We start from the raw sequence: 12,721 nt of genomic DNA, 5'->3' as shown, positions 1-12,721 counted from the left end.
CGCGCCGAGCGCGTCGGGCGAGAACCCCGCGAAAACCACCGAGTGGATCGCGCCGATCCGCGCGCAGGCCAGCATCGCATAGGCCGCCTCGGGGATCATTGGCAGGTAGATCACCACCCGGTCGCCCCGGCCCACGCCCAGCGACTTCAGCACGTTGGCCATGCGGCCGACCTCGTCGTGAAGCTGGCGGTAGGTGATGTGCTGCGCCGCTTCCCGCGGGTCGTCGGGCTCCCAGATGATCGCCGTCTGCTCGCCGCGCGTGCCAAGGTGGCGGTCGATGCAGTTCGCCGCCACGTTCAGCGTGCCGTCCTCGAACCACTTGATCGACACGTTGCCAAGGTCGAAATTCACGTCCTTGACCGTCGAGAACGGCTTGATCCAGTCGACCCGACCCGCCTCGGCCGACCAGAACCCCGACGGATCGGAAACCGACGCCGCATACATCTGCTCGTAACGCGACCCGTCAACATGCGCCCCCGATACCGTCTCGGGGCGGGGGGGATAGGTTTGTGCAGTCATGTCGGACCCTCGAATTTGTGTTTTCTGACCGGTAGTCTGCCCGCCACGTGCCCGGTAATCAACAACAGCACGCCGGCGCTGTCGTCTCAGATGGCCAGATACTCGGCGCGCAGCGTCTCGTCCCCGAGCACCTCGGCGGCGGTCCCGTCAAAGACGATCCCGCCCGTGTCGAGGATGATCGCCCTGTCGGCGAGTTCCAGCGCACGCACGGCGTTCTGTTCGACGAGGACGGTGGTGATTCCCTGCTCCTTGATGATGCGGAGCGTCTTCTCGATCTCGTCGACGATGACAGGGGCAAGGCCTTCATAGGGTTCATCCAGAAGAAGCACCTTGATGTCCCGCGCAAGCGCGCGGGCCACGGCCAGCATCTGCTGCTCACCGCCCGAGAGCGTGGTCCCCTCTTGCCGGCGGCGCTCGGCCAGCCGCGGGAAAAGCTCGTACAGGCGCTCGATCGACCAGCCAACCGGCGGCGCGATCTGGGCCAGTTCGAGGTTTTCCTCGACGGTCAGCCCCGGGATGATGCAGCGATCCTCGGGTACGAGCCCTATTCCCGCGGCGGCGGCCTGGTGGCTCTTCATCTTGTGCAGCGGCTGATGGTCCAGCCAGATTTCACCGTGCATCACCTGCGGGCTGTCCATCCGCGCGATGGAGCGCAGGGTGGTCGTCTTGCCGGCGCCGTTGCGCCCCAGCAGCGCGAGAATCTCGCCCTCGTGCACGTTGAAGCTGACTCCCTGCACGATGTAGCTTTCGCCGTAATAGGATTTCATCTCCCACACCGACAGGAAGGCCGGGGCCGTTTCGGCGTGGCTGTACCCCTTCGAAAAGTCGGGTTTGACGTTCATTTCACTTGCTCCCCGCGTCAGGCCGACTCACCGAGATACGCTTCGCGCACCTTGGGATGGCCCTTGATTTTGTCCGGTGTATCCTCGACGAGGGGCGTCCCCTGTGCAAGCACGGTGATGCGCTCGGCGAGGCTGAACACGACGTGCATGTCATGTTCGATGATGGCGATGGTGATATCACGCTCGTCCTTGATCTGCTTTAGCAGGTCGATGGTGTTGTTGGTATCGGCGCGCGCCATGCCCGCTGTCGGCTCGTCCAGCAGCAGCAGCCGCGGGCTCTGCACGAGGCACATGCCGATCTCCAGCCGCCGCTTGTCGCCGCGGGACATCGAGGCTGAATGGAAATGCCGCTTGTCGGCCATGCCGAGATGTTCGAGCATGGCCTCGGCCTGTGACACCACGTCCTTCTCGTTTTGCGCGTTCTCGATGGCGTGCATCCTGAACGCGCCGTCACGTCGGGCGAAGATCGGTATCATCATGTTCTCGATGACCGCCAGGTCTCCGAAAATCTCGGGCGTCTGAAAAACGCGCGAAATGCCCATCTGGTTGATTTCGTACGGTTTCCGCCCGAGGACGGATTGACCGTCGAACACGACGCTGCCGGTATCGGGGATCAGCTTGCCGATCAGGCAGTTGAGCAGCGTGGACTTGCCCGCGCCATTCGGCCCGATGATGGCGTGACAGCTGTTTTCCGCCACGCTGAGGTTCACGTCGCTCAGTGCCCGCAGACCACCGAAGCGCTTGTTCACGTCCTTGACTTCGAGGATGCCCATGGCTCCGGTCTCCTTATTCCGCAGGGTGCGATTGGGTGGACTTTTCGGCATCATCGCCGCGCGGCTTCTTGCGACCGAACATGTTCAGGATGCGCTGACCACCCTCCACCAGCCCGCCGGGCAGGAAGATAACGACACCCATGAAGATCAGCCCCAGCGTGAGGTGCCACCCCTTGCCGATGAACGGGTAGACGATGGTGATGATGAAATCCTCCAGACCGTCGGGCAGGAAGGCAAACCACTGGTGCAGGATGTCCTTGTTGATCTTGGACAGGATGTTTTCCATGTACTTGATCATGCCCGCGCCCAGAACCGGACCGATCAACGTTCCGGCCCCGCCGAGAATGGTCATCAGGACCACCTCGCCCGAGGCGGTCCAGAACATCCGCTCGGCGCCGGCCTGCGTGTCCATGGCCACCATGAGCCCGCCGGCAAGGCCCGCATACATCCCCGAGATGACGAACGCCGCGAGCGTGTAGGGCCGCGCGTTGAGACCGGTATAATACATCCGGGTCTGGTTCGACTTGACCGCACGCAGCATCGTCCCGAACGGCGAGCGGAAGATGCGGATCGCCACGTAGAAGCTGATTAGCATCGCGGTCGCGGCGATATAGTAGCCGGCGTTGAAGGTGAACAGCCAGTTCCCCAGCGACATCTCCACGCTTGAACTCATGTTGAGGCCGAACAGGTTTGCCCTCGGCTGCTCTCCGGCGGCCAATGCCCCGTCAAGGATCCGCGGATCGGTGATCTTGGGCTGCAGGCCCGTCTCGCCCCCCGTGATCGGCGTCAAGACGGAGTAGGCGAGCGAGTAGGACATCTGCGCGAAGGCAAGTGTCAGGATCGCGAAATAGATGCCCGAGCGGCGCAGCGAGATGAAACCGACCGCGAGGCTGAAAAGCCCGGCGATGGCAATCGAAAGCACGATTGCCGGAATGACGTTCATCGTCAGCAGCTTCATCATCCAGATCGCGGCATAGGATCCGACCCCGAGAAAGGCCGCATGACCGAAGCTGAGATACCCGGTAAGGCCGAACAGGATGTTGAACCCGATCGCGAAGATGCCGAAGATCACGAAGCGCTGCATCAGGTCGGGATAGCCCGCGTTGAACTGGGCCATGGCCGAGTCGACGGGGAAGGGATTGAGGATAAACGGCGCAAGCATGGTAAGCAGCGCAACGATGAGAAGCAGACGAAAGTCTTTCTTTCCGAGACCAAGCACGACTTATTCCTCCATGACGCCCTTGCGGCCCATCAGCCCCCGCGGACGGGTCAGCAGGATGATGATCGCAACGAGGTAGATGATGATCTGGTTGATGCCCGGGAGCACTTCGAGAACCGCGCCCATGGACGCGAAGCTTTCTAGGATCCCCAGCAGGAAACCGGCAAACACGGCGCCCGGCAGGCTGCCCATGCCGCCCACGACCACGACGACGAAACTCAGCACGAGGAAATCCATCCCCATGTGATAATTCGGCGCATTGATCGGCGTGTACATTACACCGGCAAGGCCGGCGACCGACGCCGCGAGGCCGAACATGATGGTGAACCGGCGGTCGATATTGATCCCCAGCAGACCGACGGTTTCACGGTCCGCCATGCCGGCCCGGACGACCATGCCGAAGGTTGTGAACTGAAGAAAGGCGAAGACAGCGCCGATGATGACGGCGGCAAACAGGAAATAGATGATCCGCCAATAGGGATAAATGATGACGTTCGGTTCCAGGCCGAAAAGCGCGCCGAAATCCAGGGAACCGGTAAACGCGTCGGGCGACGGGGTCGGAATCGGATTCGCGCCGTAATAATACTTGATGATCTCCTGCAACACGATGGCCAGTCCGAACGTCACGAGGATCTGGTCGGCATGGGGCCGGCTGTAGAAATGCTTGATCAGGCCGCGCTCCATGATCACCCCGATCAGCATCATCACGGGTATCGCGAACAGGATCGACAGCGGCACGGACCAATCCACCATCCACGCGCCCGCCGCTTCCCCGAACCAGTGCTTGACGTAGAGGATGTCATCGAACTTGGGATTGCCGAGAAAATCGGTCCCGGTGGGCTCGTCGCTCTTGAACGAGAGGCTCATGATACGTTGCAAGGTCACGGCGCAGAACGCCCCGAGCATGAAAAGAGCGCCATGCGCGAAATTCACCACGCCCAACGTGCCGAAAATCAGCGTCAGGCCGAGCGCGATCAGCGCATAGGCCGACCCCTTGTCCAGGCCATTGAGAATTTGCAGGATGATTGCTTCCATCGGTCAGCCCCTACGGAATTTGAGGACGGCGCCTGTCGCGGCGCGGAGCGTGGGGGGCGGCACAGGTGCCCGCCCCCTTGCAATGACGCCCGCGGTCAGGCGCCGTTATTGCAGGTGCCGAGGGTTGCCGCGTCGCCACCCATTTGCGAGTGGTTCGGCGGATAGGTCACCTGGTCGACCGGGGTCACCTCGACGATCTCCAACAGGTCGAACTCGGATTGGGGGTTTTCCTTACCCTTCACCACGAGCACGTCCTTGAAGCACTGGTGATCTTCGGCGCGGTAAAGGGTCGGGCCGTTGCCGAGCCCGTCGAACTCGTATCCTTCCAGCGCCTCGGCCACCGCGCAGGGCGCGAACGATCCGGCACGTTCCACCGCATCCGCGTAGAGCAGCGTCTGCACGTAGCAGGTATGCGCGGCCTGGCTCGGCGGGAAGCCGTATTTCTCGCCGAAGGAGCGCACGAACGCCTTGGAGCCTTCGTCGGTCAGCGACCAATGCCAGTTGGTGGAACCGAAGATGCCCTTGACGTTCTCACCGGCGCCGCGCGCCATGAGGCGCGAATAGAGCGGCACGACGATCTGGAAGTCCTTGCCGTTCACGACCTTGTCGCGCAGGCCGAACTGCACGGCGTTGGTCAGCGAGTTGACCATGTTGCCGCCGTAGTGGTTCAGGACCAGGGTATCCGCGCCCGATTGCAGGACCGGCGTGATGTAGGCCGAGAAATCGGTGGCCGTCAGCGGCGTCTTCACCGCTGCAACGGTTTCCCAGCCCAGGGCCTCCGTCGAGGCGCGCACGGCTTCCTCGGTGGTGTATCCCCAGTTGTAATCGGCCGTCAGGTGATACGCCTTGCGGTCATTGCCATACTCGTTGGCCAACACCGGGGCCAGCGCCGCGCCGGACATGTAAGAGTTGAAGAAGTGCCGGAAGCCGTTCGCCTTGCGGTCCTTGCCCGTCGTGTCGTTCGAGTGTGTCAGGCCCGCCATGAAGATGATACCGGCCTCCTGGCAAAGCGCCTGAACGGCCACGGCCACGCCCGAGGACGACCCGCCGGTGATCATGACGGCGCCGTCCTTCTCGATCATGGACTTGGCCGAGGCGCGGGCGGCGTCGGACTTGGTCTGTGTGTCCCCCGTCACGTACTCGACTTTCTTGCCGAGAATGCCGTTGCCCTGCAACGCCTTGGAACTGAAGGTGTTCATCATGCCACCGTCGCCGCCACCGTTGAGGTGTTCGACCGCCAGCTCATAGGCACGCAGCTCATCAGCCCCCTCGTCGGCGTAAGGGCCGGATTGCGGCACGTTGAAACCCAGCGTGACCGAGCTGCCCGTCGGCTCGTTCATGTGGGCCGACGCGCTGGAGGCAGTGAAGATGGTCGGCATCGCGAAGCCGGCGCCTGCGACGGCGCTGGTTCTCAGCAGGCCACGACGGGTCAGGTTAGATTTGGACATGGATTTCCTCCCAATTGATCAATCATTGACGAGCGCCTCCTCCGCGGCTCCTCAATGGCACATCCGTGCAGGCCAAGTATGCCAAGCCTTAAGAAAATTTCGCAACAAGCGGCTTTGACAAAACGATTTTTTTGTAAATAAATACACAGAGTTTCGTTCACTGCAGTAAAAATTGTGACCGCCGACGTGGAAGCCACCTGAATCAATGGAAAATTCCGCATGTCAGAAAGCTCGATAGTCGGGACACGAATCCGCGAACGCCGCCTCTCGAGCGGTTTGCGCCAGTCGGAACTCGCGCACCGTGTCGGGATCTCGCCCTCGTATCTCAACCTGATTGAGCATAACCGGCGCAGAATCGGGGGCAAGACCCTGCTCAAGCTGGCGGACGCGCTGGACGTGGAGCCGGGCATCCTGTCAGACGGCGCGGAGGCAACACTGATCGCCAACCTGCGCGAAGCGGCTGTCGAATCCGCGGATCCGCCGCCCGAGCTGGACCGGGTCGAGGAATTCGCCGGTCGTTTTCCGGGCTGGGCGAATCTCGCCGCAACACTTCATCAGCACTGCGAAAGCCTTGAAGAGACCGTGGCCACGCTGACCGACCGCATGGCGCATGACCCCTACCTCGCGGCATCGCTGCACGAAGTGATCTCCACCGTGACCTCAATATGGTCGACCGCGTCGATCCTGGTGGAAACCGACGAACTGGAACCGGAGTGGCAAAACAGGTTTCATCGCAACATCAACGAGGACAGCAGCCGGCTGGCAGACGGAGCCGAGAGCCTCGTGCGCTACCTCGAGAGGGCGCCGGACACCGAGGCCGACATCAAGTGGCCGCAGGCCGAGGTACACGATTTCCTGGCCGCCAAGGGCTATCACATCGCCGCGCTCGAAGCCGGGGCCGGCGCAGCGACAGTGGACCTCGTCGTCGACTCCGCCGAGGCGCTGAGCTCGGACACCGCGCGGGCCCTCGCGCGGCATATCCTGATGCAGTATCTCGAGGACGCCCGCCGCCTGCCCTTGCAGGACATGATGGACGCGATCGCGCGGCACGGGATGGCCCCTGACAGGCTGGCCCGCGCGCTGGACGTCGACCTTCCGCTGGTTTTCCGGCGCCTCGCCACGTTGCCCGAGGAAGACGTGGGCCCGGTCGGGCTGATCACTTGCGATGGCTCGGGGGCGCTGACCTTTCGCAAGCCCGTGCAGGGCTTCGAGGTGCCCCGGATCTCGGGGGCATGTCCGCTCTGGCCGCTGTTTCAGGTGCTCGGCCAGCCCAACGCCCCGATCGAGGCCGTGCTGCATCAGGCCGGCCGCGGGGGGGAGTCCGTGCGGGCCTATGCCCTGGCCGAGCGGCTGACACCCGCGAGTTTCACGCAGCCCCCGCTCTTGCGGGGCAACATGCTGGTGGTGCCCGACACGTCCGATTCCGGGGGAGCCGCGCCACGGGAAGTTGGCGTCAATTGCCCGATCTGCCCGGTCGAGGAATGCCCGGCCCGGCGCGAACCGCCTGTCATTTCAAAGGGTTTTTGACACTGCGCACTGCATTGAGGATAGTAAGCCGGCAAAACGGCCGGATTTGATCGGGTGGGGAGGCCGGTTGAATGGGCAAGAAAGTTCTCTTGATCGAGGATGAGCCGAACATCATCGAGGCGGTCAGCTTCATCCTGTCGCGCGATGGGTGGGAGGTGAAGACGCATTCCAACGGCCATGACGCGATGGCGGCGATCCACGCGCGGGCCCCGGACCTGATCATACTCGATGTGATGCTGCCCGGCCGCAGCGGGTTCGACATTCTCAAGGACATCCGCGCCGATGCCGCGTTTTCGCAAACGCCGGTGCTGATGCTCACGGCGCGCGGTCAGTCGCGAGACCGCGAAATGGCCGAGCGCGCCGGCGCCAGCCAATACATGACCAAGCCGTTCTCGAATTCCGAGGTGCTCGACGCCGTGAGGTCACTGGTGGCGTCATGAAGCGCGACCCGGGGCCCGTCTTCCTTGAACGCCGCACGTACCGCCGCCGCCGCATGGCGGATGCGGCGCGGCTTTTGCCGCTGATGGGGGCCTTCCTCTTCGCGCTGCCGCTTCTTTGGCAAAGCGGCGGCGAAACGGCCCTGACGACGCACGTGATCTTCTATCTGTTCTGCGTCTGGCTCGGCCTCGTGGCATTGGCGGGTGTCATCTCGCGGCACCTGAACTCCGACACCGACACGCGGGACCGGGACGAGGGGCGCTGAATGCCGATCCTCAACGTCGTCGTCATCGTGAGCCTGCTGTACGTCGTTTTCCTGTTCCTCGTCGCGTTCGCCGCCGACCGCGCGGCACGCCGGGGCCGGGGCAGATGGCTGCGATCGCCGCTGGTCTACACCTTGTCGCTGTCGATCTACTGCACGGCGTGGACATTTTACGGCGCGGTGGGATTCGCCGCGAAATTCGGCCTCGAATTCCTGACCATCTACCTTGGGCCGACGCTGATCATGATCGGCTGGTGGTGGACCCTGCGCAAGATGGTCAGGATCGGGCGCAGCCAGCGCATCACCTCGATCGCCGACCTGATCTCGTCACGATTCGGCAAATCGAACCTGCTGGCGGTTTTCGTGACCCTGCTGGCGGTCATCGGCACGACACCCTACATCGCTCTCCAGCTTCAGTCGGTCACCCTGTCCTTCACGGCCTTCGCCGAGGCCGACCCGACGCGTTCGGCCCTGCCGAACCAGCAATCGACGGCCTTCTGGGTGGCGGCGGGGTTGGCGCTTTTCACCATCCTCTTCGGCACCCGCAACCTCGATGCCAACGAACGGCACCACGGCGTGGTGATGGCCATCGCGCTGGAAGCGGTCGTGAAACTTTTCGCGTTGCTGGCCGTGGGCATTTTCGTGGTCTGGGGGGTGGCCGGCGGTCTCGACGAAACCATCGCGCGCATCGACGCCTCGACCATCGCCCATTGGGAGGTCTCGGGCAGTCGGTGGATCGGCTTGACGATGCTGTCCGCGGCGGCTTTCCTGTGCCTGCCCAGGATGTTCCAGGTGATGGTTGTCGAAAGCGGCGACGAAGGGCACCTCCGCGTCGCGTCATGGGCGTTTCCCACCTACCTCATGCTGATCAGCCTTTTCGTGGTGCCCATCGCGGCGGTGGGGCTGGACATGCTGCCCGACGGCGCCAACCCCGACCTGTTCGTGCTGACACTTCCTCTGACGGACGGCAGGGACGGGCTGGCGATCCTGTCCTTTCTGGGCGGCTTTTCCTCGGCCACGTCCATGGTGATCGTGGCGGCCATCGCGCTTTCGACGATGGTGTCAAACCACGTGGTCATGCCGATCTGGCTCTGGATGACGGGTGGCGGCGCCATCGTGTCGGGAGATATCCGGCACGTGGCCCTGCTCACCCGGCGGCTGTCAATCGCCGGCATCGTCTTTCTCGGCTACCTGTATTTCCGCCTGTCCGGGGGCGGCACGGCGCTGGCCGCCATCGGCCTGATTTCCTTTGCCGGTGTCGCGCAGTTCCTGCCGTCACTCATGGGGGGGCTGTTCTGGCGCGGGGCAACGCGCGTCGGCGCGATCGCCGGGCTGGCTGTGGGGTTCGTGGTCTGGCTCTATTGTCTCATGCTGCCCAGTTTCGGCCCCTCGGCGGTGATGCCGCAGGCGGTTCTGGACCACGGCGCCATGGGCATAAGCTGGCTGCGCCCGCAGGCCCTGTTCGGCGCCGCGGGCATGGACCCGGTCGTTCATGCCGTCATGTGGAGCATGCTGCTGAACACGACCGCCTTCGTGATCACCTCGATCCTGAGCTTTCCCAAGCCGATCGAGCGGTTGCAGGGCGCGCAGTTCGTCGACGTGTTCCAGCATTCCGCAACGGCGCGCACATGGTCCGGCGGCCTGGCCCAGAGCGAGGACCTGCTGATCATGTCACAGCGCATCATGGGGCCGGCCGAAGCGCAGGCGTTCTTCTCGGGCATCGCGCGCGAACAGGGCCTTGAAGGCTACCTGCCCGAGCCGTCACCGGATTTCCTGCAGGCGCTCGAGCGCGAGTTGTCGGGCTCCATCGGCGCGGCCGCGGCACACGCCATGATCTCGCAGATCGTGGGCGGCGCGACCGTCTCGGTCGAGGACCTGATGGCGGTGGCCGATGAAACGGCGCAGATCATGGAATATTCCAGCCGCCTCGAGGCCAAGACCGAGGAACAGGCCCGGACCGCCCGCCAGTTGCGCGAGGCCAACGAGAAACTGACCCAGCTCTCGGTTCAGAAGGACGGCTTCCTGTCCCAGATCAGCCACGAGTTGCGCACCCCGATGACATCGATCCGCGCCTTCTCGGAGATCCTGCGGGACACCGACGACCTTACGCTGGAGGAACAGAAGAAATATGCCTCGGTGATCCATGACGAAACGATCCGGCTGACCCGACTGCTAGATGATCTGCTTGATCTCAGTGTGCTGGAAAACGGGCAGGTCGTGCTCAACGAACAGACGGACAGCCTTTCCCGGGTTCTCGACCGGGCCGAGGCCGCGGCGGGCGCCAGTTTGTCCGATTTCCGAATATTCCGGAACCGCGAGGCCGAGGACCTCGTTTTGACGAACGACCTCGACCGCCTCGCGCAGGTCTTCATCAACCTGATCAACAATGCGCGTAAGTATTGCGACGCGCCGCACCCCGCCCTGACCATCACCAGCGCCGGCAAGGGCGACACGCTGGAAATCGACTTTGTCGACAACGGCTCGGGCATACCGACGGAACAGCAGGCGATGATCTTCGAGAAATTCTCGCGCATCGCGGAAACGCGGGCCGGCGGCGCCGGGCTTGGCCTTGCCATCTGCCGCGAGATCATGGGCCGGCTGGGTGGCAGCATCAGCTACCTGCCCGGACAGGGCGGCGCGGCCTTCAGGGTGACCGTGCCCGTCCGGATGCCGGCCGCGCGACGCGCCACGGCGTCGTAAAGTCTTTGGTAACCAGAATCCGGTTACCTGCGGGTGACTTCCGACAGGCGGTGGCGAACGGCATGGATGCGGACAACGTAAAATCGGTGATCCACCGCATGACTGCGGCCGCCCGCGCGGGATACGACGCGCGCGCGATGTCGCCGGCCAAGGCGTTGCGCCTGTCGCTGTCCAAGGCGGCTGATGACCGTTTCCGCCTGCCCCTCACGGTGACGACCGTCGAACAACGCGCCCTTCGCGCCGACGAAATCGCGGGCTGCATCGGGCAGGACGACCTGATCGCGCTGGTTGACAGCGACACCGGCGCGCGCGGGGCGGTCCTGCTGGACATGCAGGTTCTTTCCGCCCTGATCGAGCAACAGACCACCGGCCGCGTCCGCAGCGGGCCGGTCGAAAGCCGCCCGCTGACGCGAACCGACGCCGCCATCGCCGCCCCGATGATCGACGCCCTTCTAAAGGGCCATGATGACCGCATGACAGGGTCGATAGCTGGCTACGAGGCGCTTGGCTTGCGTTTCGGTGACCGGATGCCTGACGCGCGCAGCCTCTGCCTTGCGCTGGATGGCGGCAGGTATGACATGTTCCAGATCGCGGTCACGATCGAAAATGGCGCCAGAACCGGCGCGGTGACCGTGCTTCTGCCCAGACCGGCCCCGTGTGACGAGAATCCAAGCGACCAGTCGGAAGCGCGGCCGGACGGTGCAGGCTTGGCGGAAAACGCGATGAGTGCCCCATTGGTCCTGAACGCAGTCGTGGCGCGCCTGTCGCTGCCCCTTGATACCGTCTGCGCGCTTGAGGCCGGCGCGATCCTGCCACTGGAGCAAAGCGATCTGGCCGCCATTCGGCTTCTCGGCACGCAGGGCCATGTCGTTGCCAAGGTCAGGCTTGGCCAGTTGAACGGATGGCGCGCGGTCAGGTTCACGGACGACGCGACGGCCGCGGCAACGCGACCCGCCGCCGGGCCTGATCCGGCAGATACGACACCGGAACGAAAAAATGACGCACCGGAGCCGCCCGCGCAACAACCGCACGCCAATGAAAGCGCCCCTCAATCCCGACTGACCGCCCCTGATAGCACGGCTACCGCCGCGTCGCCCCGGCCCGGGGACGATGCCGTACCGGCCGCCGACACGACATAACGCGCCGGGCAGACCCGCACGGCGGCCCGCTTTACAGGCGCAAACGTCGGTGTGATCCTGTCGCCGTCAGCGCTTGACCGAGGTCAAGGCCCTGCGCGAAAGGCCATGCGATGGTGCCCCGGAAAACGGAGGGAAGCGATGCAATCCACGGAAAACTACCGCAAGGCCCTGTTGGCCCGGCTCGCCGAGCTGGACAAGCGCTTGCACCGTATCGAAACGGAGCTCGACGAACCCGCGTCGAAGGACTGGGAAGAGGCAGCGATCGAGAACGAGGGCGACGAGGTGCTGGAGCAGCTCGGCGTCAGCGGACAGAACGAGATCGCGCGCATCCGCGCCGCGCTGCAGAGGATACGCGACGGACAATTCGGCATCTGCACGCAATGCGGAAACCCGATATCCGAGGAACGTCTCGATATCCTCCCCGATACCCCGCTGTGCCGCAACTGTGCGACATGACCCTGATGCACGATCCGCGCCCGCTTTCACCGGAGGCGGGCACACCGATCATGCTGCGACCCGGAGGCGACCGATGACAGACCTGAAAAGCGAACTGGACCGATTGATCGAGATGATCGAGGCGTCGGATGGCGCGACACGTCACGTGCACCACCCGGCGCTGCGCCGCTTGATCGAGCGCATGGAAGAGGCCGGCCAAAAGGTGCCCTGCGCCGTTCAGGACCTCGACGAGGAATTGCTGGCCGAGGCGATCGAGGCACAATTCGACAACGTGCCGGTATAACGGCCACGGCGAGCGTATCGTTCCCGTGCTTGCGTAACTGGCAATTCTTCGTAGTAATTGCCGGCAAAGGTTGCTTTCGC

13 protein-coding genes are annotated in these 12,721 nt (G+C 63.8%); 7 read left to right on the top strand and 6 right to left on the bottom strand.

Features of this window, described 5'->3' with window-relative positions; all coding sequences use genetic code 11:
* The 6 genes from ACH107_RS04590 to ACH107_RS04565 form a co-directional block, all read right to left on the bottom strand.
* On the bottom strand, positions 1–519 hold a 519-nt coding region (locus ACH107_RS04590), incomplete at its 3' end, for an AMP-binding protein (RefSeq protein ID WP_412504840.1).
* A gap of 86 nt (positions 520–605) precedes the next feature.
* A complete protein-coding gene (locus tag ACH107_RS04585) occupies positions 606–1,361 on the bottom strand; it encodes an ABC transporter ATP-binding protein (protein WP_412504839.1) in 756 nt (251 codons plus the stop codon).
* A gap of 17 nt (positions 1,362–1,378) precedes the next feature.
* Positions 1,379–2,134 carry an ABC transporter ATP-binding protein gene (locus ACH107_RS04580; RefSeq protein WP_412504838.1) on the bottom strand — a complete coding sequence of 252 codons (756 nt, stop codon included), beginning with the start codon at positions 2,132–2,134 and terminating at the stop codon, positions 1,379–1,381.
* Between the two features lie 13 nt (positions 2,135–2,147).
* Positions 2,148–3,353, bottom strand: a complete 1,206-nt coding sequence (locus tag ACH107_RS04575; RefSeq protein WP_412504837.1) for a branched-chain amino acid ABC transporter permease — start codon at positions 3,351–3,353, stop codon at positions 2,148–2,150.
* Between the two features lie 3 nt (positions 3,354–3,356).
* Positions 3,357–4,388 carry a branched-chain amino acid ABC transporter permease gene (locus tag ACH107_RS04570; RefSeq protein ID WP_412504836.1) on the bottom strand — a complete coding sequence of 344 codons (1,032 nt, stop codon included), beginning with the start codon at positions 4,386–4,388 and terminating at the stop codon, positions 3,357–3,359.
* A 95-nt stretch (positions 4,389–4,483) separates the two neighbouring features.
* Positions 4,484–5,836, bottom strand: a complete 1,353-nt coding sequence (locus ACH107_RS04565; protein ID WP_412504835.1) for a substrate-binding protein — start codon at positions 5,834–5,836, stop codon at positions 4,484–4,486.
* Between the two features lie 219 nt (positions 5,837–6,055).
* Here ACH107_RS04565 and ACH107_RS04560 point away from each other — a divergent pair, with 219 nt between their 5' ends.
* The 7 genes from ACH107_RS04560 (at position 6,056) to ACH107_RS04530 (ending at position 12,641) form a co-directional block, all read left to right on the top strand.
* Positions 6,056–7,363: a helix-turn-helix domain-containing protein gene (locus tag ACH107_RS04560; RefSeq protein WP_412504834.1), complete on the top strand. Its 1,308-nt coding sequence runs from the start codon at positions 6,056–6,058 to the stop codon at positions 7,361–7,363.
* A 71-nt stretch (positions 7,364–7,434) separates the two neighbouring features.
* Positions 7,435–7,803 (top strand): response regulator transcription factor, encoded by a 369-nt coding sequence (locus tag ACH107_RS04555; protein WP_412504833.1) that lies wholly within the window; start codon positions 7,435–7,437, stop codon positions 7,801–7,803.
* Complete coding sequence (locus ACH107_RS04550) at positions 7,800–8,066, top strand: hypothetical protein (protein ID WP_412504832.1); 267 nt, start codon at positions 7,800–7,802, stop codon at positions 8,064–8,066. Before ACH107_RS04555 ends, ACH107_RS04550 begins: the two co-directional genes overlap by 4 nt.
* Positions 8,067–10,763, top strand: a complete 2,697-nt coding sequence (locus ACH107_RS04545; protein ID WP_412504831.1) for an ATP-binding protein — start codon at positions 8,067–8,069, stop codon at positions 10,761–10,763.
* Positions 10,764–10,825: 62 nt separating this feature from the next.
* On the top strand, positions 10,826–11,902 hold the full coding sequence (locus ACH107_RS04540; protein ID WP_412504830.1) for a FliM/FliN family flagellar motor switch protein: 1,077 nt from the start codon (positions 10,826–10,828) through the stop codon (positions 11,900–11,902).
* A 138-nt stretch (positions 11,903–12,040) separates the two neighbouring features.
* Positions 12,041–12,358: a TraR/DksA family transcriptional regulator gene (locus ACH107_RS04535; protein WP_412504829.1), complete on the top strand. Its 318-nt coding sequence runs from the start codon at positions 12,041–12,043 to the stop codon at positions 12,356–12,358.
* Between the two features lie 73 nt (positions 12,359–12,431).
* Entirely contained in the window at positions 12,432–12,641 is a 210-nt protein-coding gene (locus ACH107_RS04530) for a hypothetical protein (protein ID WP_412504828.1), read from the top strand.
* Positions 12,642–12,721: the final 80 nt, after the last annotated feature.

It is taken from the genome of Roseovarius halophilus (ex Wu et al. 2025), from assembly GCF_047086965.1.
This window is presented reverse-complemented; position numbering and strand designations above follow the sequence as displayed.